Source organism: Mycobacterium sp. NGS39, assembly GCF_059812765.1.
Window position 1 is genome coordinate 40,245 of sequence record NZ_JCALDH010000013.1, and the last position, 21,379, is coordinate 61,623.

Genomic DNA, 21,379 nt, shown 5'->3' on the forward strand with positions numbered 1-21,379 from the left:
CTATCGGCCCGCGTCCGTACTCTCAGTCTTCGTGCCGTTGACTCCCGACGAGATCGGCGCGATCGACGCAGCGCACATCTGGCATCCCTACAGCCCCATCGGCGCGCAGGCGCTGGCGCCGACGGTCGCGGTGGGCGCCCACGGCGCGGCGCTGACAGTGGTGCGCGACAGGCGCCGGGTCGAGGTGCTGGACGCGATGAGCTCGTGGTGGACGGCGATCCACGGTCACGGCCATCCGGTGCTGGACAAGGCGATCGCCGACCAGCTGGCCACGATGAACCACGTGATGTTCGGTGGCCTCACCCACGAGCCGGCGGCGCGGCTGGCGCAGCTTCTGGTCGACATCACCCCGCCCGGATTGGAGACCGTGTTCTTCAGCGACTCGGGCTCGGTGTCGGTGGAGGTGGCGGTCAAGATGGCGCTGCAGTATTGGCGCAGCCTCGGCCGGCCGGCCAAGCACCGGCTGATGACCTGGCGCGGTGGCTACCACGGCGACACGTTCACCCCGATGAGCGTCTGCGACCCGGACGGGGGCATGCATTCGTTGTGGACGGACGTGCTGGCCAGGCAGGTGTTCGCGCCGCAGGTGCCGACCCAGTACGACGCTTCCTACAGCGCCGCGTTCGAGGAGCAGCTGGCCGGCCACGCCGACGAGCTGGCCGCGGTGATCGTGGAGCCGGTGGTCCAAGGCGCCGGGGGGATGAGGTTCCACGACGCCCGCTATCTGGCCGACCTGCGCGACATGTGCCGGCGCTACGGCGTCCTGCTGATCTTCGACGAGATCGCGACCGGGTTCGGGCGCACCGGAGAGCTGTTCGCCGCTGACCACGCCGGGGTTGCGCCGGACGTCATGTGCGTGGGCAAGGCGATGACCGGCGGTTACCTCACCCTGGCGGCGACGCTGTGCACGGGCGAGGTGGCGCAGACCATCAGCAGCCACGAACCGGGCGCGCTGATGCACGGCCCGACGTTCATGGCCAACGCGCTGGCGTGTGCGGTCTCGGTGGCGTCGGTGGAGCTGCTGCTCGGCCAGGACTGGCGGTCGCCGGTGGGGGAGATCGAAGCGGGTTTGCGGTCAGGTCTGGAGCCGGCGCGACGGCTCGACGGCGTCGCGGACGTCCGGGTACTCGGCGCGATCGGGGTGATCGAGATGCGTGAGCCGGTGGATCTCGCGGTCGCCACGCCTGTCGCGCTGGACCACGGCGTGTGGCTGCGGCCCTTCCGCAACCTCGTCTACGCGATGCCGCCCTACATCTGCTCACCCGACGAGATCGACCGCATCACCACCGCGATGGTGGCCGTCGCCGGTTCAGTCGGCAAAGGGTCTGCGGTCAGTTGATCAGTGCGCGCGCTCGCGCCACGTCAGACAACTCGCAGTCCACAGCGAAGCGGTCGACTACAGTTGCCAGGGTTGCGCGGGCAGGCGCGCCCCGCGACACGAAATCGTCTGTGGCAGAACGTAATTCGAACAGCGGCGCGTCCTGACGGTGGGCGAGTTGAATTGCCGTGGCCAGATCGGCAGCCCGCTTGTCGTCGTCGGGCTGCGTGCGGGCGCGTACCCGAAGAAGCTCAGCGTCATAGAAATGCATCCCGGTGTCCTCGGCGATCTGAAGCCCGGTGCGGATCCGGTCTCGCGCCTCATCGGTGCGCCCCGCCGCGATCAACAGCTCCGCGAGTCGGCAGTCGTAGTGGGTCTGATAAGCGACCAGACCGAGCGCGCGCCAGAGTTCCACCCATTGCGTCATCGCCTCGATCGCAGCGGAAAGGGCAGCCGAATCCGGCTCGTCTGAGGACAGCAACCGGTAGGCCTGCACCAGCGATTGCTCCGTCATGCCGAACATCTGCCAGAAGTCGAAGCCGTGCCGCTCCGACCTCTCGAGCATCTCGTCGACGAGCGTCTCGGCGCGGTCGAGCTGACCGGCCTCCACCCGCATCCAGATCTCCATATCGACGGCGTAGGTGTAGTTGTACGGGCCCGTCGGAAATGCCAGCCGCTCCGATCGGCGCTTGGCTTTCTCCATCTCGGCCTCTGCTGCGGCGATATCGCCGTGCAGGACCCGGTCGATGGCCAAATGCTCATGGCTTATCGCCACGGAGTCGTGCGGGATGAACCACAGCGCCTCGAGGTGGGGCGCCTCTGCTTCGGCGACACCTGCCGCCGCGGTGGTGAACCACGAACGGGCCGTGGGGAAGTCGCCCCGCTGAAACGCCACCATGCCGAAGAACCCGTCGATCACCGGCCGGAACCAAGGCCTGTCGGCGTCCTGGCCGGTCTGGACCAGCTCTATGAGTTCTTCGGTTCGTCGCAGTTCGGCGCGCGAACAGTGAAACGACGCGACGGCCAACAGCGTTGCGAGCGCCTGGTCGTCGCTCATGTCAGCGCCGACCAACTCCCGACAGCGCTCGAAGTCGGTGACGACCGCCGGACTCATGTAGCCCTCGGCGGCTGACGCCAAGAATCCGCGATCGAGCCGCAGCCCGATTTCCCGCCGGTCTCGCTCGGGGCTCGGCGAACACTTCTCGAGCTGCGTCAGGCCATGCGTCAAGTAGGTGCGGGCCTCCATCAGCGCTCCCCGGCGCCGCGCGTCGGCGGAGGCTCGCTGGTAAGCCGACGCGGCGTCGTCGTAACGCTCGGCTCGTTCGTAATGGGCGGCGACCAATCGCCAATCAGGATCGGCGCCGCTACCGGCGACCAGCGTGTCGGCCACCCGTGCGTGCAAGCTGCGGCGCACGCTCGGCGGAGCAAGTTCAGCGGCGACTTCGCGGAGCAATTCGTGGCGGAACCGCCAGCCGTCGGCGCCCCACGGCTCGAGCACCGCGGCTTCTTCCAGTTCGTCGAGTACGTCGTCGACCTCTTCGGAGGACAACCCGGAGACCGCGATCAACAACGACCGCTCGACGTGCCGTCCGATCACCGCGGCGGCCTCGACCACAGGTACCACGTTGCGGCTCGCCAGCAGCCGGGAGAAGAGCGGCTCGTAGAGCGGGTCGGGCACTACCGGTCCGTGTCCGTCGCCGGCCATGCCCAAGCCGGCAGTCACCTGCTCGATGTAGAACGGCACGCCGTCGCAGCGTTCTCGCACTGACGCGCATTCATCGGCTGACACCGCCGGATTGAGAGAGACGATCAGCTCCTCCGACTCCTCGGGAGTCAACGCGGCCAGGTCGAATGTTTTCACCGCCCAGTCGGGCGACAACCAATTCCCGTCGCGGCCCGTGAGCACCAGCATCATTCGCTCGCCGGAAGGCCGCAGCAGCGCACCGAGGATCTCGAGAGTCGAGGGGTCGAACCAGTGCACGTCTTCGGCGATCAAGAGGCCAGGGGAGCCGTCCAGGCATGCGTACAGGTAGCGCTGCACCGCATCGGCGATCAGTTCTTGCAGCCTCCGGCCTTCAACGGGCATCACCTGGTAGCCGTGTTCGGGGCCGATGGCGAGCACCGGTGCCAACAACGGCAGCGCGGTGGGCGAATCGAGTCCCACCGCGTTGATCTCGGCGCCCAGCAGTTGAAGTCGTTGTTCGGGGGTGCTGTGGCGATTGATGCCGCATCGCCGCTCCAACAACGACCGGACCGGGTGCAGCCCGACCTCCGGGTGGAACGGGGACCCGACCAACTCGAGGACGATCCCGCCGTCGGCTCGGACCAGCTCGGCCGCCGCTGCTGCCAACCGGCTCTTGCCGATGCCGGCCTCACCGCGAAAGACCACGCCCGGCGTTGTCAGTGTGCCTGTCTGCGCGCGGGTCCAGGTCTTGCGCAGCCGCGCCATCTCCCGCTCGCGACCCACCAGCGGGGCCAGAGTGTTTGCGCTCCGTCCGTCCGCTCGCAGACCACTCGGAAGTGGGTGATCAGCCCGTCGACGCCCTTCACGGGCGCTGGAGTCAGGGCCTCCAGTTCGAACGTCTGCCGGATCAACGGCTCGACGGTGTCGGAGACAACAAGGGATCCGGGTGGCGCCAGGCCTGATACGCGTGCCGCCAGGTTGGCGGCCAAGCCGTAGACATCGTCCTGTGCGGTGTCGAGGTACACCGGGCCGCGGTGGATTCCCACCCGCACGTTCAGCTGTGCGCCGAAGCGGCGCTGGGCGTGAGCGCTCAGCCGCGCCACCTCACGCGTGATGTCCAAGCCGGCCTGCACTGCCCGGCGCACGTCGTTTTCGTGGGGATGCGGATGTCCGAAGACCACCAGCAGACCGTCGCCCTTCGTCGAGCCGATGTGTCCTTCATAGCGGTTGACCACCCGCAGCACTTCGTCGCGATAGCGACCCACAAGCAGTCGGTAGACCTCGGGTTCGACTGTCGTCGACAGCACGGTCGAGTCGACAAGGTCGGCGAACATGATCGTCAGGCGCCGGATCTCGCCGGCGACTGCCGGCGTCGAGAACACATCCTCTGCGTCCGCCTCGGAGCCGCCGGTAGCCAGCGTCGCGTGCGTGGGGAAAGTTTGGGCAACGCCGGCGACGGCCACCTCCACCGGCACCGCGACCGGCGCGAGAATGTCGTCGATCTCTCTGGCAACCGCGAAGGTCACGTCTGCGCGGGAGCGCAATTCGCGCAGCAACTGCCGGATGTCGTTGCGGACCGAGTCCTCCCTCTCGGAGTCGAGAGCGGCGCGGAGCTCGTGCAGCAGCGCTACCTGTTCTGATGCAGCGATCTCCTGCTGACCGCAGATGAAGGTGCCGCATCGGAGCAGATATGCGTAGGGCGTCGGCGGCGGCTCCGGCAGCGGATCGGGCAGCGGCGAACGCTGACTCGAGCATTCGTGCAGGGCCGAGATCAGAGCGATTCCGGTGTCTTTCGTCGATTCTCGGTAATCGACCTGCTGCGCCGAGGAGACCGGCCCGGCCGAGCTACTCACACGCCCGATTTGCGCTGAAAGCACAGGAATTCCAAGGGCTTTGGCGTATGCCAGTTCGGCCCGGCAGAGCCTGGACGAAAGTGAATTGTCCGACAGCGCGAACAAGAACACGGTGCAGTTGCGAATTTCCCTGAGAACGTCCGCCCACCACGCTTCGCCACCTGTGCGCTCCTGGTCGAACCAAAGGTCTTGCCTCGCGCGAGTCAGGTCGGCGACGAGGGAGTTCTCGACCGCGGGCTGGTCGAGACTCGAGTAGCTGATGAAGACCTTCACGCGCAGCGCACCCCTGCCGGGCTTCGAGGCTGATCTGTGGACTTGCTGTGAGAGTAGCCGCGTGCGCTCTCTGTCGAGGTGCCATTTTTCGAACACGTCAATGTTTGCTGCGAGGGTGCAGGGCGCTGCAGCGCGCAGGGCTGGCTTAGGGTAAGTCGGAATGACGCCACTGAACCGCACCGACATTTCTCCCCTGGCGTGGCTCGACGAGGTCGAAGCGCAACGCCGCAGCGCGGGGCTGCGGCGGTCGCTTCGCCGCCGCTCACCGGTGGGCGCCGAGGTGGACCTGGCCTCCAACGACTATCTGGGTCTGTCGCAACACCCCGCGGTGATCGACGCCGGTGTGCAGGCGCTGCGCACCTGGGGCGCGGGGTCCACCGGCTCGCGGCTGGTCACCGGCAACACCGAACTGCACGAGGAATTCGAGGCCGCGATCGCCGAATTCGTCGGTGCGCAAGCGGCTTTGGTGTTCTCGTCGGGATACACGGCGAACCTCGCGGCGGTGGTCGCCCTCTCCGGCCCCGGCTCGCTGGTGGTGTCGGACGCGCACAGCCATGCCTCTCTGGTGGACGCGTGCCGGCTGTCGCGGGCGCGTGTGGTGGTGAGCCCGCACCGCGATGTCGACGCAGTGGACGCCGCACTGGCCTCGCGATCCGAAGAACGCGCGGTGGTGATCACCGACTCGGTGTTCTCAGCCGACGGCGCGCTGGCGCCGCTGCTGTCGTTGCACGAGGTGTGCCGACGCCACGGCGCGCTGCTGATCGTGGACGAGGCGCACGGGCTTGGCGTGCGGGGTGACGGCGGCCGGGGCCTGCTGCACGAGGTCGGCCTGGCCGGAGTCCCTGACGTGGTGATGACGACGACGATGTCGAAGGCGCTGGGCAGCCAGGGCGGCGTCGTGCTCGGCCCGGTCGCGGTCCGCGACCATCTGATCGACGCGGCCCGGCCGATGATCTTCGACACCGGACTGGCGCCCGCCGCCATCGGTGCGGCGCTGGCGGCGCTTCGCGTGCTGATTGCCGAGCCGCAGCGGCCGCGGGAGGTGCTGCACACCGCGGCGCTGCTCGCCGAGACCTGCGGGGTGGCGGAGCGGCCGGAATCGGCCGTGGTGTCGGTGATCCTCGGCGCGCCGGAGGTGGCGGTGGCCGCGGCCGCGGCGTGCCTCGAACGAGGCGTGCGAGTCGGCTGCTTCCGGCCGCCGTCGGTGCCGGCGGGCACGTCGCGGCTGCGGCTGACAGCCAGGGCGTCGCTCTCCGGTGACGAACTGGACACCGCGCGCCGTGTGCTGGCAGACGTGCTCGGTGCGGCTCGCAGCCGCTCGACACGCGCGTGAGCCATCTCTTCGTCACAGGCACCGACACGGGCGTCGGCAAGACCGTCGCGACCGCCGCGCTCGCATGCCGTGCCCGGCTGGCGGGCATCGACGTGGTGGTGTGCAAGCCGGTCCAGACCGGCACCATCGACGGCGATGACGATCTCGCGGAGGTCGCCCGGCTGTCGGGCGTCGAGAAGACGTTCGGGTCGTGGCGCTACCCCGAGGCGCTGGCGCCCGCTGCCGCAGCGCAACGGGCGGGTCTTGCGCTGCCCAACCGCGTCGAGCTCGACGTGTTCCTGCGCGTGGTCGACCACAGCCACCAGCTCACGCTCGTCGAGGGCGCCGGCGGGCTGTTGGTCCAGCTGGGGGAGGACGGCGCCACGCTGCGGGATCTGGCCTGGGATTCGCACGGGTCCGTGCTCGTCGTCGTCAGGGCCGCATTGGGCACGCTGAACCACACCGCACTGACACTGGAAGCCCTTCATTCGCAAGGGGTTTCGTGCGCCGGACTGATCATCGGCGCGTGGCCCGCCGAGCCGGGACCCGTCGAACTCGGCAACCGCGAGGCCTTGGCGAAGATGGCGCCGCTGCGTGCGGTGCTGCCGGCCGGCGCTGCTCGGCTCTCCCCGCAGGAGTTCGAGCAGATGAGCGCTTCGGCGCTCGACAGCGACTGGTTGGCGGAGCTGACCGCCTGACATGGTGCACTCGATCGAGCTGCTGTTCGACCAGGACACCGAAGCGGCGATCCGGCGGGTGTGGGTGGCGCTGGCCGACCTCGGCTTGCGGACCCCGGCCTCGACCAGCAGGCCGCACGTGACATTGCTTGTGGCCGACGGCATTTCGGCTGACGCCGACGAACCGCTCCGGGAGGTGCTGCAACGGCTGCCGCTGGACTGCCTGATCGGTGCGCCGATGGTGTTCGGGCGCTCTCCGTTCGTCCTGGTGCGTCAGGTGGTGCCCTCAGCGCAGCTGCTGGCGGCCCATGCCGACGTGGTGCAGATCTGCTCGCCGTACCTGGAGCCCGGTCCCGCGCCCAATACCGTTGTGGGGCAATGGAGTCCGCACACCACACTGGCGCGGCGCGTGGAGGCGTCGCAGCTGGCCGAGGCGCTGGCTATGCGCACGACGACCCGCGACATCGGCGGGCAGTTCGTCGGGCTACGGCACTGGATCGGCAACAAGCGCGTCGAGCACCTCATCACCTGACGCCGAAACGGTATTCCGCGTGGCCCTTACTCGGCATTCTCCGCGGCAGTTACCGCCTCGGCGCAAGCCGCCATCCCGTCGACCAGCAGCCGCAACCCGAACGCGAACCGGGCGCTCGGATCCGTCGTCAACACCGACTGCGCCTCGGGCAACGCACCGGCGGCGTCCCACTGCAGCCGGGACTGTTCGTCGGCTGTGAAGCCCAGCACGTAGTACACGGCGGTGCGGGCCGCCAGCTCGGCTTGGGCCGCCGGGACGCCGGCCTCGGCGGCAGCGCACGTCAGACGCATCACGACAGAGGTCATCGCCGCAGACTGGCCGGCGGCGAAGCTGGCCGACACAAGCTCCGCACCATCGGTGTGGGAAAGCAGCGCCTCACGCAACTGCCCGCAGAGCCCGGCCACGCGCTCGCGCCAGCTGCCGGCAACGTCGCCGACGGGCAGCAAGATCCGGTCGGCGACCGCACCCAGAAGTGCCTGCTTGCTGGGAAAGTGCCAGTAGAGGGCTCCAGGTGTGACGTCGAGTTCCCGGGCCAGCCGGCGCATGGTCAGGTCGGCGATGCCGTAGCTATCCAGGAGAGCGGTCGCGGCGTCGACCACGTCGCTTTTGTGCAGCTGCACCCACGTACCCTAACCTGAACACCGTTCAATGGTCGGCCCGCAGACGTGTTCAAGTGGCGGCGTGACGAGTAGAGGCACAAGGAGGCCTACATGACGGACATCCTGGCCGAGGCCCGCGAGCAGGTGCTCGAGCGTGGTGAGGGCCTGACGCAGGATCAGGTGCTTGCGGTGCTACGACTCGACGACGACCGGCTCGACGAACTGCTGGCGCTGGCGCACGAGGTGCGGATGCGTTGGTGCGGCCCAGAGGTGGAGGTCGAGGGAATCATCAGCCTCAAGACCGGCGGCTGTCCCGAAGACTGCCACTTCTGTTCGCAGTCCGGGTTGTTCAGCTCGCCGGTCCGCAGCGCATGGCTGGACATCCCGAGCCTCGTCGAAGCCGCCAAGCAGACGGCGAAGACCGGCGCCACCGAGTTCTGCATCGTCGCGGCGGTACGCGGACCCGACGAGCGGCTGCTGGCACAGGTGGCCGCCGGGATCGAGGCGATCCGCAACGAGGTCGACATCCAGATCGCGTGCTCCCTGGGCATGCTGACCCAAGAGCAGGTCGACCAGCTCTCCGCGATGGGCGTGCACCGCTACAACCACAACCTGGAGACCGCACGGTCCTACTTCACCAACGTCGTCACCACCCACACCTGGGAAGAACGCTGGCAGACGCTGGAGATGGTGCGTGACGCCGGCATGGAGGTGTGCTGCGGCGGGATTCTCGGGATGGGTGAGACGCTCGAGCAGCGGGCCGAATTCGCCTGCCAGCTAGCCGAATTGGAGCCCGACGAGGTTCCGCTGAACTTCCTCAACCCGCGGCCCGGCACGCCGTTCGGCGACCTCGAGGTGCTGCCCGCTACGGAGGCGCTCAAGGCCGTCGCCGCGTTCCGTCTCGCACTGCCGCGGACCATGCTGCGCTTCGCCGGCGGCCGCGAGATCACGCTCGGCGACCTCGGCGCCAAGCAGGGGATCCTCGGCGGCATCAACGCGGTGATCGTCGGCAACTACCTCACCACGCTGGGCCGTCCGGCGGAGGCCGACCTGGATCTGCTCACGGATCTGCAAATGCCGATCAAGGCCTTGAACGCGACGCTGTGACGTCATGCAGGGCAAGTTCAACGTCTACACCGGCGAACCGGCCGGCACCGCGGTGCCCACGGCTGCGCAGCTGGGCCTGGAGCCGCCGCGTTACTGCGGCGAGTGCGGCCGGCGGATGACCGTGCAGGTGCGTCCCGACGGCTGGTCGGCCCGCTGCTCACGGCACGGGGTCACGGATTCCAAGGACGTGGAGACCGCCCGGTGAGAGCTGCCCTGACCTTCGCCGCAGGCATTGCCGTCGCTGGCGCGGCGGCGGGCGCGCTGTGGGCGTGGCTTGCTCCGCCGATCCGCAGCGCGGTCGCGGTGACCAAGTCCGGCGATCCGGTTCAGCAGTACCTCGGTCACGAGGCCGACCACTACTTCGACGCGGCGGTGATGATGGCCGGGCTGTTGGTGGGGCTCGCGGTGATCAGCGCGGTGCTGGCCTGGCAGTGGCGACGAACCCGCGGACCGGAGATGGTCATCGGCGTCACGGCGGGCGGCATCGCGGCAGCCGCCGCAGCGGCCGCAGCCGGTGCCTGGCTGGTCCGAATTCGCTACGGGCACATCGACATCGACGCAACCCCACGGGACCACAAGATCCACTACCTCACCGAGGCGCCGGCAGTGTTCTTCGGGCATAGCCCGCTGCAGATCCTGACGAGCCTGCTGCTGCCCGCGGCGTCGGCGGCGTTGACCTACGCCGTCATGGCCGCCGCATCGGCCCACGACGATCTCGGCGTATCACCGCAAGCCGTGCAATCCTCAGTCTCCGAGGCTGTTCTGTAGGCGCTCGGCGGCCGCGAGATAGTCCTGTGCGAACTCGTAGACCACCTGCCGCGCGGGTTTGACGGAGTTCATCAGGCCGACACCCTGACCCACCCAGTAGGTGGCCAGCGCGCGGGCGCCTTCGTCGCCCTTGGCTGCGAGCGTGTCGATGCGCCGCAGCACCGGTTCGCTGATGATCGACTGCAACGGCATCGGCAGCGGCTTGGGGCCCCGCCCGGATTCCCACGCTTCGGTCCAGTCCGACTTCAGTTGCCGCGTCGGCTTGCCGGTCCGGCATGTCGAGCGGACGGTGTCGCGCGACGTCGCGGTCAGCATCCGCTGCTTGGTGTAGGGCGCGGTTTCGGCTTCTTCGGTTGTCAGCCAGACCGATCCGGTCCACGCACCGGCCGCGCCCATCGCCACCGCGGCGGCCATCTGCCGGCCGGTCACGATGCCGCCCGCGGCGAGCACGGGCACCGGCCGTAGCGGTGCGATGGCCTCGATGACTTCGGGCACCAGCACCATCGTCGTCACCTCGCCGCAGTGTCCGCCGGCCTCGGTGCCCGCGGCGACGATCACGTCGACGCCGGCGTTGACGTGTTTGATCGCATGCTCTTTTGCACCCGCCAGCGCGGCGACGGGCACACCGTGGGCCTTGGCGGCGTCGAGCATGGACTGCGGCGGACGGCCCAACGCGTTGGCGATCAGCTTGATCGGGTGCTTGAACGCGACCTCCATCAGACTCTCGCTCGCGTCGTCGGTGGTCGACACCCGCGGCGTCTTGGAGGTCGTCACCGGCGGGAGGCCGTGCTCGGCCAGCAGCGCGTCGACGTAGGCGCGGTGCTCGGCCGGGATCATCTCCGCGAACTGTTCAGAGGTCAGTCGTTGTCCCTTGCCCACTGACGTCTCCGGGACGATCAGGTCGACGCCGAACGGCTTGCCCCTGACTTCGGCTTCGATCCAGCTCAGCTCCTGCTCCAGCTGCTCGGGGGTGAGCGTCACGGCACCCAGCACGCCGAACCCGCCGGCGTTGGTCACGGCAGCGACCACGTCGCGGCAGTGGCTGAACGCAAGCAGCGGAATGTCGATGTCCAGCATGTCGCAGATCGCTGTTCTCATGGCCACTCCTCGTCCCGCCAGCGTGAAACCGCCCACGGCAACCGTGTCACAACTCCACGTTCGACGGCGACGGGCCGCGCCGCGTCAGGCGTCTGAGTACGACAGCGGCTTGCGCCGCAGTTTCCTGCCCGTCATCACCCGGCCGGCAATGGTCAACAGCTTCAGCATGCCCGTGTAGGTGGACGGGTTGAACATCGTCGGCCATGTGGTGCGCACCAGGTGCTCGGCGAGTGGCCGACCGGCGAATCGGTCGCGCAGCCAGCGCAGCGTCATCGGCGCCGACATCGGATGCAGCAGCATGTGTTCGCTGAACATGTCGCGGTGGTAGGTCACCGGCGCCCCGCCGGCGCGATAGCTCTCGGTGAGTGCGTCGATGTCGTCGACGGACACGATCTTGTCGTGTACGGCCTGAACGATCAGCACCGGCCGGCTGGGTGCGGCCGTGCCGAGTTTGATGTCGTCGAAGACGTATTGAAGATCGGGCTCGGCCAAGATGTCTTCGAGGGGACGATCGACGTAGTGGTCGATGTCCTTGCGCATCAGCCGAAGCACTGCGATGGCCGTCGTCATCTTCTCCGCCGACTTCAGCAGCGCGCGGCCCTCTTCGGTGGCATGCCGATCGATGACCCGCTGCAGTTCGGGATAGATGTGCCACAGCGCGGCAATCACCATGGTCGGCAGCCCCGCCCAGATGGAGCCGTTGAGCCGCTTGAATGCGCTTCCCAGATCACCCACGGGCGAGCCGAGCACCGCGCCCACGATGTTGAGCTCGGGCGCGTAGTCCGCGCAGGTCTCCACGGCCCAGGCGGTAGCCAGTCCGCCGCCGGAATAGCCCCACAGGCCGATAGGGGAGTCGGCCGAGATGTCCAGACGCTCACAGCTCGTTGCTGCGCGCAGCCCGTCGAGGATCCGGTATCCCGGCTCGTAGGGCGCGCCCCACATGCCTCGGGTGCCCTCGTGGTCGGGCACCGAGACCGCCCAGCCTTCGGCGAGCGCGGCGGCGATCAGCAGGAATTCGAACTGCGCCAGCGCGCCGGGCGCGAACGCTCCACGCCGCATCGCATACGACGGGAAGCATCGAGACGTGACCGCGTCGATCGCGCACTGGTAGGACACCAGCGGGCAGACCCTCTCCGGCCCACGCTCGGTGGGCACCAACACGGTCGTCACTGCGGCTTCAGGTAGGCCGTTGCGATCGCTGCTGCGGTACAACAGTTGGGTCGCGTGGAACTTCTGCCGGACGACGCCTAAAAAGCCCAGCTCAACATCACGACTGCGCAGCACGGTGCCGGGATCGGCGTGTTCGAAGCCTGGCGGGGGCTCGTAGAACGGGTCGTTATCAGGCAATACCGGCCGGCCCCGCCGCAGCTCTTCGTGCGGTACCGCGCCGATCCACTCAGCGCGGGCCGCGTGGGCCAGGCCGGCAGGATCCATGTGAGCACTCCTTCGTGATCAACCAACCGGCAGGTTACTTTAAGAGAGCGATAAGAATCCAATCGGCGCGCCGGTTTGTTGCCGACTCGGGTCAGCCCGGTGGGCGTAGCGCCGCGAATTCGTCGGTTACCCGGTACTGCGAGTCGGTGAACCGGTACAACGCGGCCGGGCGTCCGCCGCTGCGGCCGCTACGGGCGATCGTGCCGGTCCGGGTGATGACGTTGCGCCGCGCGAGCACCCGTTGCAGGTTGGTGGCGTCCACCTGATAACCCAGCGCGGCGCTGTAGATGTCGCGCAGCGTGGAAAGCGCGAATTCCGTTGGGGCAAGGGCGAACCCGATGTTCGTGTAGGACATCTTGGCGACCAGCCGGCTGTGCGCGTGGGTGACCATCGGCCCGTGGTCGAAAGCCATCGGCGGCAGCGCGTCGACCGGATGCCAGCGGGTGTCCGGGGGCAGCGCCGGCGTCGCGGGGGAGGGCACCAGTCCCAGAAACGTCGAGGCGATGGTGCGGGTGCCCGGTACTCGGGCCGGATCTGAGAAGACGGCCAGCTGCTCCAAGTGAGCAATCTCACGTACGTCGACCTTCTCGGCCAGTTGGCGACGAATCGAACTGGTCATGTCCTCGTCGTTGCGCAGCTTTCCGCCCGGCAGCGCCCACGCGCCGCGCTGCGGATTCATTGCGCGTTCCCACAACAGCACACTGAGCTGCGGTTTCGGCGTGCCCAGCTGGCGAACCTGGAACACGACGGCGAGCACCTCGTGCTCGGTGCTAGTATGAACCATGTTTTCGATTGTAAGTCGAAAACCGATCGGGCTGAAGGAGACGGCGATGACGGTCCTGGACGACGGCGTTTACACAGGCGTCGAACCCGATGCCGAATGGGCCGCCGAGGTCCGCCGACTCGCCGAACAGCGCAATGCGACCCTCCTGGCGCACAACTATCAGATCCCCGCAATCCAGGACGTGGCCGACCATGTCGGCGACTCGCTGGCGCTGTCACGCATCGCCGCGGAAGCGCCCGAACAGACGATCGTGTTCTGCGGCGTGCACTTCATGGCCGAGACCGCCAAAATCCTCAGTCCCGACAAGACCGTGCTTATTCCGGACCAGCGGGCCGGCTGCTCGCTGGCCGACTCGATCACCGCCGAGGAGCTGGCGGCCTGGAAGGCCGAGCACCCCGACGCGGTCGTGGTCTCGTACGTCAACACCACCGCAGCGGTCAAAGCGCTCACCGACATCTGCTGCACGTCGGCCAACGCCGTCGACGTCGTGGCGTCCATCCCGGAGGACCGCGAGGTGCTGTTCTGCCCCGACCAGTTCCTCGGCGCACACGTCCGGCGCGTGACCGGGCGCAAGAACCTGCACGTCTGGGCCGGCGAATGCCACGTGCACGCTGGCATCAACGGCGACGAACTCGCAGCCCAGGCGCGCTCACATCCGGACGCCGAGCTGTACGTGCATCCAGAGTGCGGCTGCGCCACGTCGGCGCTGTACCTGGCCGGTGAGGGCGCCGTGCCCGCCGACCGGGTCAAGATCTTGTCGACCGGCGGCATGCTCGAGGCGGCGCACAGAACTCGCGCCCGCCAGGTTCTGGTCGCCACCGAGGTCGGCATGCTGCACCAATTGCGCAGGGCTGCACCGGAAGTCGACTTCCGCGCGGTCAACGACCGGGCGTCGTGCAAGTACATGAAGATGATCACGCCGGCCGCGCTGCTGCGGTGCCTGGTCGAAGGCGCCGACGAAGTCGACGTTGATCCCGAGACCGCACGGCTGGCCCGGCGCAGCGTGCAGCGGATGATCGAGATCGGCAAGCCGGGCGGCGGCGAATGAGCCGCTGGCACGCCCGAGCCGACGTGGTCGTCATCGGCACCGGTGTCGCGGGTCTGGCCGCCGCGCTGGCCGCGCACCGCCGCGGCCGACGCGTGCTGGTGCTGAGCAAAACCTCGGACACCGCAACGTTTTACGCGCAGGGCGGCATCGCGGTGGTGCTCCCGCGTACCGACGATTCGGTCGATGCGCACGTCGCCGACACGCTTGCCGCCGGCGCCGGGATGTGCGACCCGGACGCGGTGCGCTCGATCGTCGCCGACGGGTATCGCGCCGTAGCCGAATTGGTCTCTGCCGGTGCCCGATTCGACGAGGCCGAACCCGGCCGCTGGCATCTGACCCGCGAAGGCGGCCACTCTCGGCGGCGGATCATCCACGCCGGCGGTGACGCAACCGGCGCCGAGGTGCAGCGCGCCTTGGACCATGCCGCCACGCTGCTCGACATCCGCCGCAATCATGTTGCGCTTCAGCTGATTCACGACGGCGACGCCATCACCGGCGTCGAGGTGATCAACGAAGACGGTGCTGGGATCGTGCACACGCCGGCGGTGATTCTGGCCACCGGCGGACTGGGGCACCTTTACCGAGCCACCACGAACCCAGAAGGCTCCACGGGCGACGGAGTCGCGCTGGCGCTGACGGCGGGTGTGGCCGTGAGCGACATCGAGTTCATCCAGTTCCACCCGACCATGCTCTATGACGCCCGCGTTGGGGGGCGCCGACCGCTGATCACCGAAGCGCTGCGAGGTGAGGGCGCGAAACTGGTTGACGCGCAAGGAAATTCCGTGACCGCAGGTGTGCACGTGATGGGCGATCTCGCCCCACGCGACGTGGTGGCCGGTGCCATCGACGCGCGGCTGCGCGAGACCGGCGATGCGTGTGTCTACCTCGACGCCCGCTCGGTAGCCGATGTCGCAGCCCGATTCCCCACCGTCACCGCGGCCTGCCGCGCCGCGGGACTCGACCCGGCACGCGACCTGATTCCCGTTGTCCCAGGCGCGCATTACAGCTGTGGCGGTGTGGTCGCCGACGTCCACGGCCGCACAGAGCTTCCGGGACTGTTCGCAGCCGGCGAGGTCGCGCGGACCGGTATGCACGGTGCGAACCGGCTGGCTTCCAACAGCCTGCTCGAGGGATTGGTGGTCGGCGGCCGCGCCGGCCGGGCCGCCGCTGAGCACGCGGTAGCCCGCGGGCCCGTCGTCGCCACGCCACCCGACCTTGGGGCCCGCGCCGCGATGCCACGCCGCGAACTGCAAGCTTTGATGTCCGCCCACGCGTCGGTGGTGCGTGACGCCGAGGGACTGCGCCGGCTGACACAACACCTCGAGGACGCGCCCGTGCGGACGGCGTTCACCCGCGCCGACATCGAAGACACCGCGTTGACGGTCACGGGCCGGGCGGTCGCCGCGGCAGCGCTGGCGCGCGCAGAGACGCGCGGCTGCCATCACCGTGGCGACCATCCCGACACCGATCCACAGCAGACGCGCAGCAGCATTGTGCGTCTGGGATCTGACGGGCGGGTGGTCGTCGACGCGCCGGTGCCGGTGGGGGCCTGCCACTGATGTGGCTGAGCGAACACGAGGTCGCCGAGGCCCGTGCGGTGATCAGACGAGCGCTCGACGAGGACTTGCGCTACGGACCGGACGTCACGACGCAAGCGACGGTGCCTGCCGACGCCACCGCCACCGCGGCGCTGGTCACTCGTGAACCGGGTGTCATCGCCGGGTGCGACGTCGCGCTGCTGGTGCTCGACGAAGTGCTGGGTATGGGCGGCTACCGCGTGCTCGACCGCGTTGCCGACGGCGAACAGGTCGGCGCGGGAGCCGCGGTGCTGCGGGTGCAAGCCCCGACACGGGGCCTGCTGACCGCCGAGCGCACGATGCTGAACCTGGTCTGCCACCTGTCGGGGATTGCGACCACGACGCGCGCATGGGTGGACGCCGTGGCCGGCACACAAGCGGTCGTGCGCGACACCCGTAAGACACTGCCCGGGCTGCGGGCGCTGCAGAAGTACGCAGTGCGCGTGGGCGGCGGCCAGAACCATCGGATGGGCCTTGGCGACGCGGCGCTGATCAAAGACAACCATGTCGCTGCGGCAGGCTCGGTTGTCGCGGCGCTGCGGGCGGTGAGCGCTGCGGCACCTGGGCTGCCGTGCGAGGTCGAGGTCGATTCGCTCGAGCAGCTCGACGAGGTGCTGGCCGAGCCGGTGGAGCTGGTTCTACTGGACAACTTCTCGGTGTGGCAGGCGCAGATGGCGGTGCAGCGGCGCAACGCCCGCGCTCCGGGCGTGAAACTGGAGGCCTCGGGCGGCCTGTCACTCGAAAACGCCCACGCCCACGCGTCAACGGGCGTCGACTACCTGGCCGTCGGCGCGCTCACCCACTCCGTGCGCGTGCTCGACATCGGCCTGGACGTCTAGCCCGTTCAATCAATTTTTCTTCGCGTGCGTCGATCAGGGACAATCGACGTAATGCACGCATTCGAAATGACCCGGATCGACCTGCGCAACCGCACCCTCAGCGCTGCGCAGTTGCGTGCTGCGCTGCCTCGCGGTGGCGTCGACGTCGACACGGTGCTGCCCCTCGTGCGCCCGGTCGTCGACGCCGTGGCACAGCGTGGAGTAGATGCCGCTCTCGACTACAGCGAGACGTTCGACGGTGTCCGGCCCGCAACCGTGCGGGTGCCGGCCGACCGGCTCGACGACGCCCTCGCCGAGTTGGCGCCCGATGTGCGGGCGGCGCTGGAAGTTGCCATCGAGCGGGCCAGGACCGTGCACGCCGATCAGCGCCGCACCGACACCACGACGAGGCTGGCGCCGGGCGCGACGGTCACCGAGCGCTGGGTGCCGGTCGCGCGGGTCGGGCTGTACGTGCCGGGGGGCAACGCGGTCTACCCGTCGAGCGTGGTGATGAATGTCGTGCCCGCGCAGACCGCGGGCGTCGAGTCCCTGGTGATCGCCAGCCCGCCGCAGGCACAGTTCGGTGGCCTGCCGCACCCGACGATCCTGGCCGCCGCGCGGCTGCTCGGCGTCGACGAGGTGTGGGCGGTCGGCGGTGCGCAGGGCGTCGCGTTGCTGGCTTACGGCGGGACCGACACCGACGGCGCGGAGCTGGAACCGGTCGACATGATCACCGGCCCGGGAAACATCTATGTCACCGCCGCGAAGCGGATATGCCGCAGCCACGTCGGCATCGACGCCGAAGCCGGGCCGACCGAGATCGCGATCCTCGCCGACCACACCGCGGACCCCGCGCACGTCGCCGCCGACCTGATCAGCCAGGCCGAGCACGACGAGATGGCGGCCAGTGTCCTGGTGACACCCAGCGCCGAGCTGGCCGATGCGACCTCCAAAGAGCTTGCCGCGCAAGTGGAAACGACGGTGCACCGCGAGCGGGTCACCGCTGCGCTGACCGGCCGGCAATCGGCGATCGTGCTCGTCGACGACATCGACGCCGGGGTGAGGGTGGTCAACGCCTATGCCGCCGAGCACTTGGAGATCCAGACGGCCGACGCGGCGCAGGTCGCGAGCCGGATCCGTTCCGCAGGCGCGATATTCGTCGGCCCCTACTCGCCGGTGAGCCTCGGCGACTACTGTGCCGGCAGCAACCACGTGCTGCCGACCGCCGGGTGCGCGCGCCACTCCAGCGGGCTATCGGTGCAAACCTTTCTGCGGGGCATTCACGTGGTCGAGTACGACGAAGCCGCGCTCAAAGACGTGTCCGGCCATGTGATCACGCTCGCCAAGGCCGAGGACCTGCCTGCCCATGGCGAAGCGGTGCGCCGGAGGTTCGAGCGGTGAGCGTTCCGGGGCAAGACGTCACACTCGACGACCTGCCGTTGCGCGACGACCTGCGCGGCAAGACGCCCTATGGCGCGCCACAACTCGATGTTCCTGTGCGGCTGAACACCAACGAGAACCCGCACCCGCCCACGCCTGCGCTCGTCGACGACGTGGCCCGGGCGGTCCGCGAGGCGGCGGTCACCTTGCACCGCTATCCCGACCGCGACGCGGTCGCGCTGCGCGCCGACCTCGCGGCCTACCTGACACGCCAAACCGGCGTGCCCGTCGGCGTCGAGAACCTCTGGGCGGCAAACGGTTCCAACGAGGTGCTGCAACAGTTGCTGCAGGCGTTCGGCGGGCCCGGCCGCAGGGCGCTGGGCTTCGTGCCGTCGTACTCGATGCACCCGATCATCTCGGGCGGCACCCAGACCCGTTGGCTACAGGCGTATCGCGCCGACGACTTCCGGCTCGACCCCGACACCGCCGCCGCCGCAATCGCCGAGCACCGCCCGGACGTGGTGTTCGTTGCGAGCCCGAACAACCCGTCGGGGCAGAGTGTTTCGCCGGCGGAGCTGCGCGCGCTGCTCGACGCCATGGACACCGGCATCTTGATCCTCGACGAGGCGTATGGCGAATTCTCGTCGGTGCCAAGCGCGATCAACCTCGTCGGCGAATACCCGACAAAGCTCGTGGTGTCGCGCACCATGAGCAAGGCATTCGCGTTCGCCGGCGGCCGTCTTGGGTATCTGATCGCCGCGCCCGCCGTCATCGACGCGATGCTGCTGGTGCGGCTGCCGTACCACCTCTCGGTGCTCACCCAGGCTGCGGCGCGGGCGGCGCTACGCCACGCCGACGAGACGCTGGGCAGTGTCGCTGCGTTGATCGCCGAACGTGAGCGGGTGTCGGAGGCATTGGCGGACATGGGGTTTCGGGTGATCCCCAGCGATGCGAATTTCGTGCTGTTCGGCGAGTTCGCCGATGCGCCCGCCACCTGGCGACGCTACCTCGACGACGGCGTGTTGATCCGCGACGTCGGCATTCCAGGCTTTCTGCGCACGACGATCGGCCTGCCGCACGAGAACGACGCGTTCCTCGCATCCAGTGGGCGCCTGGTGGCTACCGAACTTGCCGCACCGTTAGGAGCATCATGACCGAGAACCGACGCGCCCGCGTGGAGCGCTCCACCAAGGAGTCCGACATCGTCGTTGAACTGGACCTCGACGGCAGCGGAGTCGTCGACATCGACACCGGCGTCCCGTTCTACGACCACATGCTGCACGCGCTCGGCGCGCACGCGAGCTTCGACCTGACCGTGCGCACCAAGGGCGACGTGCACATCGAGGGCCACCACACCATCGAGGACACCGCGATCGTGCTCGGGCAGGCCCTGGGTCAGGCGCTGGGCGACAAGACCGGTATCCGCCGGTTCGGCGACGCGTTCATCCCGATGGACGAGACGTTGGCTCACGCCGCGGTCGACGTGTCCGGGCGGCCGTACTGCGTGCACACCGGCGAACCGGATCATCTGCGCCACTTCACGATTGCCGGCAACACCGTGCCCTACCACACCGTGGTGAACCGGCACGTGTTCGAATCACTGGCCATGAACGCGCGCATCGCCCTTCACGTGCGCACTCTCTACGGCCGGGATCCCCACCACATCACCGAAGCCCAATACAAGGCGGTGGCCCGGGCGCTGCGCCAGGCTGTCGAACGCGACTCTCGAGTCACCGGAGTGCCGTCCACGAAAGGTGCACTGTGACAAGCAAATCCGTGGTGGTGCTTGACTACGGCTCAGGCAACCTGCGGTCGGCTCAGCGTGCGCTGCAACGGGTCGGTGCGGACGTCGAAGTGACCGCGGACCCAGCCGCCGCCACTGCCGCCGACGGCCTCGTGGTGCCGGGCGTCGGCGCGTTCGAGGCCTGCATGAGCGGGCTGCGCGGGATCGGCGGTGACAAGATCATCGCCGAGCGGCTCTCGGCCGGAGCCCCGGTACTGGGCGTGTGCGTGGGCATGCAGATCCTCTTCGACCGCGGCGTCGAGTTCGGCGTGGAAAGCCGTGGCTGTGGGCAGTGGCCCGGCGCCGTCACGCGATTGGACGCGCCGGTCATCCCGCACATGGGATGGAACACTGTCGAGGCGGGTCCAGGCAGCCGGCTTTTCGCCGGTCTCGACCGCGACACCCGGTTCTACTTCGTGCACTCGTACGCCGCGCAGCAGTGGGAAGGAAACGACGACGCAGTGCTCACCTGGGCCACCCACCACGTGCGGTTCCTGGCCGCCGTCGAAGACGAGCCGTTGTCGGCGACACAGTTTCACCCCGAGAAGAGTGGTGACGCCGGCGCTGCGCTGCTGAGCAACTGGGTGCGGGCGCTATGACGAAACTCGTCCTGTTGCCCGCAGTCGACGTCGTCGGCGGCCGCGCGGTGCGCCTGGTTCAGGGCAAAGCGGGCAGCGAAACCGAGTACGGCTCAGCGCTGGAGGCGGCGCTGACGTGGCAGCGCGACGGCGCGGAGTGGATTCACCTGGTGGACTTGGACGCAGCGTTCGGCCGGGGGTCCAACCGCGAGCTGCTCGCGGAGGTGGTCGGAACTCTCGACGTCAGTGTCGAACTGTCCGGAGGCATCCGCGACGACGCGTCGCTGTCGGCTGCACTTGCAACCGGTTGTGCGCGTGTCAATATCGGCACAGCGGCGCTGGAGAATCCGCAGTGGTGCGCGAAGGTGATCGCCGAGTATGGCGACAAGGTGGCCGTCGGACTCGACGTGCAGATCGTCGACGGCCAGCACCGACTGCGGGGGCGCGGCTGGGAAACCGACGGCGGCGATCTGTGGGAAGTGCTGGAACGCCTTGACCGCGAAGGCTGTTCGCGGTTCGTGGTCACCGACGTCACCAAGGACGGCACGCTGACCGGACCCAACATCGAGCTGCTGGCCGGCGTGGCGCAACGCACCGATGCGCCGGTCATCGCGTCCGGCGGTGTGTCGAGCCTCGACGATCTCCGCGCGATCGCAACGCTGACCGACCTCGGTGTCGAGGGCGCGATCGTCGGAAAGGCGCTCTACGCCGGGCGTTTCACGCTGCCGCAGGCACTCGAAGCGGTCGGGCGGTAGG

21 protein-coding genes are annotated in these 21,379 nt (G+C 68.7%); 15 read left to right on the plus strand and 6 right to left on the minus strand.

All coding sequences use genetic code 11. The features are described 5' to 3' along the window. Nucleotides 1-31: 31 nt before the first annotated feature. Nucleotides 32-1,339, plus strand: a complete 1,308-nt coding sequence (locus tag AC5Y39_RS17705; protein ID WP_500020427.1) for an adenosylmethionine--8-amino-7-oxononanoate transaminase — start codon at nucleotides 32-34, stop codon at nucleotides 1,337-1,339. On the opposite strand, the gene AC5Y39_RS17710 is transcribed toward AC5Y39_RS17705, so the two are convergent. After that, entirely contained in the window at nucleotides 1,332-3,785 is a 2,454-nt protein-coding gene (locus AC5Y39_RS17710; protein WP_500020429.1) for an ATP-binding protein, read from the minus strand. The genes AC5Y39_RS17705 and AC5Y39_RS17710 overlap by 8 nt on opposite strands. Further along, entirely contained in the window at nucleotides 3,719-5,128 is a 1,410-nt protein-coding gene (locus AC5Y39_RS17715; protein WP_500020431.1) for an adenylate/guanylate cyclase domain-containing protein, read from the minus strand. The genes AC5Y39_RS17710 and AC5Y39_RS17715 overlap by 67 nt, the downstream gene beginning before the upstream one ends. A gap of 160 nt (nucleotides 5,129-5,288) precedes the next feature. Here AC5Y39_RS17715 and AC5Y39_RS17720 point away from each other — a divergent pair, with 160 nt between their 5' ends. The 3 genes from AC5Y39_RS17720 to AC5Y39_RS17730 are packed head-to-tail and all read left to right on the plus strand — an operon-like array spanning nucleotide 5,289 to nucleotide 7,649. Continuing rightward, complete coding sequence (locus tag AC5Y39_RS17720) at nucleotides 5,289-6,461, plus strand: 8-amino-7-oxononanoate synthase (protein ID WP_500020433.1); 1,173 nt, start codon at nucleotides 5,289-5,291, stop codon at nucleotides 6,459-6,461. After that, nucleotides 6,458-7,138, plus strand: coding sequence for a dethiobiotin synthase (gene bioD, locus AC5Y39_RS17725; protein ID WP_500020435.1), 681 nt, complete (start codon nucleotides 6,458-6,460; stop codon nucleotides 7,136-7,138). Before AC5Y39_RS17720 ends, bioD begins: the two co-directional genes overlap by 4 nt. A gap of 1 nt (nucleotide 7,139) precedes the next feature. Next, nucleotides 7,140-7,649, plus strand: a complete 510-nt coding sequence (locus AC5Y39_RS17730) for a 2'-5' RNA ligase family protein (RefSeq protein ID WP_500020437.1) — start codon at nucleotides 7,140-7,142, stop codon at nucleotides 7,647-7,649. 26 nt (nucleotides 7,650-7,675) lie between these two features. Here AC5Y39_RS17730 and AC5Y39_RS17735 read toward each other — a convergent pair whose 3' ends face one another. Then, the gene (locus AC5Y39_RS17735; protein ID WP_500020439.1) at nucleotides 7,676-8,269 is read right to left on the minus strand and encodes a TetR/AcrR family transcriptional regulator C-terminal domain-containing protein; all 594 of its coding nucleotides are present in this window, start codon (nucleotides 8,267-8,269) and stop codon (nucleotides 7,676-7,678) included. 90 nt (nucleotides 8,270-8,359) lie between these two features. Here AC5Y39_RS17735 and bioB point away from each other — a divergent pair, with 90 nt between their 5' ends. From bioB to AC5Y39_RS17750, 3 genes are read left to right on the plus strand one after another with little or no spacing between them, the layout of a single operon-like run. Then, the gene (bioB, locus tag AC5Y39_RS17740; RefSeq protein WP_500020441.1) at nucleotides 8,360-9,355 is read left to right on the plus strand and encodes a biotin synthase BioB; all 996 of its coding nucleotides are present in this window, start codon (nucleotides 8,360-8,362) and stop codon (nucleotides 9,353-9,355) included. Nucleotides 9,356-9,359: 4 nt separating this feature from the next. Then, the gene (bsaP, locus tag AC5Y39_RS17745) at nucleotides 9,360-9,560 is read left to right on the plus strand and encodes a biotin synthase auxiliary protein BsaP (protein WP_499909944.1); all 201 of its coding nucleotides are present in this window, start codon (nucleotides 9,360-9,362) and stop codon (nucleotides 9,558-9,560) included. Continuing rightward, nucleotides 9,557-10,123 carry a DUF2567 domain-containing protein gene (locus tag AC5Y39_RS17750; protein WP_500020443.1) on the plus strand — a complete coding sequence of 189 codons (567 nt, stop codon included), beginning with the start codon at nucleotides 9,557-9,559 and terminating at the stop codon, nucleotides 10,121-10,123. Before bsaP ends, AC5Y39_RS17750 begins: the two co-directional genes overlap by 4 nt. Here the strand turns inward: AC5Y39_RS17750 and AC5Y39_RS17755 are convergent. The 3 genes from AC5Y39_RS17755 to AC5Y39_RS17765 form a co-directional block, all read right to left on the minus strand. After that, nucleotides 10,100-11,221, minus strand: coding sequence for an NAD(P)H-dependent flavin oxidoreductase (locus AC5Y39_RS17755; protein WP_500020445.1), 1,122 nt, complete (start codon nucleotides 11,219-11,221; stop codon nucleotides 10,100-10,102). The genes AC5Y39_RS17750 and AC5Y39_RS17755 overlap by 24 nt on opposite strands. A gap of 84 nt (nucleotides 11,222-11,305) precedes the next feature. Beyond that, the gene (locus tag AC5Y39_RS17760) at nucleotides 11,306-12,655 is read right to left on the minus strand and encodes a lipase family protein (protein WP_500020447.1); all 1,350 of its coding nucleotides are present in this window, start codon (nucleotides 12,653-12,655) and stop codon (nucleotides 11,306-11,308) included. A 91-nt stretch (nucleotides 12,656-12,746) separates the two neighbouring features. Beyond that, nucleotides 12,747-13,439 carry an NUDIX hydrolase gene (locus tag AC5Y39_RS17765; RefSeq protein ID WP_500020449.1) on the minus strand — a complete coding sequence of 231 codons (693 nt, stop codon included), beginning with the start codon at nucleotides 13,437-13,439 and terminating at the stop codon, nucleotides 12,747-12,749. Nucleotides 13,440-13,485: 46 nt separating this feature from the next. Between AC5Y39_RS17765 and nadA the strand changes: the two genes are divergently transcribed. From nadA to priA, 8 genes are all read left to right on the plus strand, one after another. After that, entirely contained in the window at nucleotides 13,486-14,487 is a 1,002-nt protein-coding gene (gene nadA, locus AC5Y39_RS17770) for a quinolinate synthase NadA (protein ID WP_500020451.1), read from the plus strand. Continuing rightward, on the plus strand, nucleotides 14,484-16,046 hold the full coding sequence (locus AC5Y39_RS17775; protein WP_500020453.1) for an L-aspartate oxidase: 1,563 nt from the start codon (nucleotides 14,484-14,486) through the stop codon (nucleotides 16,044-16,046). The genes nadA and AC5Y39_RS17775 overlap by 4 nt, the downstream gene beginning before the upstream one ends. Further along, complete coding sequence (gene nadC / locus AC5Y39_RS17780; RefSeq protein WP_500020455.1) at nucleotides 16,046-16,903, plus strand: carboxylating nicotinate-nucleotide diphosphorylase; 858 nt, start codon at nucleotides 16,046-16,048, stop codon at nucleotides 16,901-16,903. The genes AC5Y39_RS17775 and nadC overlap by 1 nt, the downstream gene beginning before the upstream one ends. A 66-nt stretch (nucleotides 16,904-16,969) precedes the next feature. Then, on the plus strand, nucleotides 16,970-18,283 hold the full coding sequence (gene hisD, locus AC5Y39_RS17785) for a histidinol dehydrogenase (protein WP_500020590.1): 1,314 nt from the start codon (nucleotides 16,970-16,972) through the stop codon (nucleotides 18,281-18,283). After that, nucleotides 18,280-19,416, plus strand: coding sequence for a histidinol-phosphate transaminase (locus AC5Y39_RS17790; RefSeq protein WP_500020457.1), 1,137 nt, complete (start codon nucleotides 18,280-18,282; stop codon nucleotides 19,414-19,416). The genes hisD and AC5Y39_RS17790 overlap by 4 nt, the downstream gene beginning before the upstream one ends. Further along, a complete protein-coding gene (gene hisB / locus AC5Y39_RS17795; RefSeq protein WP_500020459.1) occupies nucleotides 19,413-20,027 on the plus strand; it encodes an imidazoleglycerol-phosphate dehydratase HisB in 615 nt (204 codons plus the stop codon). The genes AC5Y39_RS17790 and hisB overlap by 4 nt, the downstream gene beginning before the upstream one ends. Further along, complete coding sequence (hisH, locus tag AC5Y39_RS17800; protein ID WP_500020461.1) at nucleotides 20,024-20,644, plus strand: imidazole glycerol phosphate synthase subunit HisH; 621 nt, start codon at nucleotides 20,024-20,026, stop codon at nucleotides 20,642-20,644. The genes hisB and hisH overlap by 4 nt, the downstream gene beginning before the upstream one ends. After that, a complete protein-coding gene (gene priA, locus AC5Y39_RS17805) occupies nucleotides 20,641-21,378 on the plus strand; it encodes a bifunctional 1-(5-phosphoribosyl)-5-((5-phosphoribosylamino)methylideneamino)imidazole-4-carboxamide isomerase/phosphoribosylanthranilate isomerase PriA (RefSeq protein WP_500020463.1) in 738 nt (245 codons plus the stop codon). The genes hisH and priA overlap by 4 nt, the downstream gene beginning before the upstream one ends. Nucleotide 21,379 lies beyond the last annotated feature (1 nt).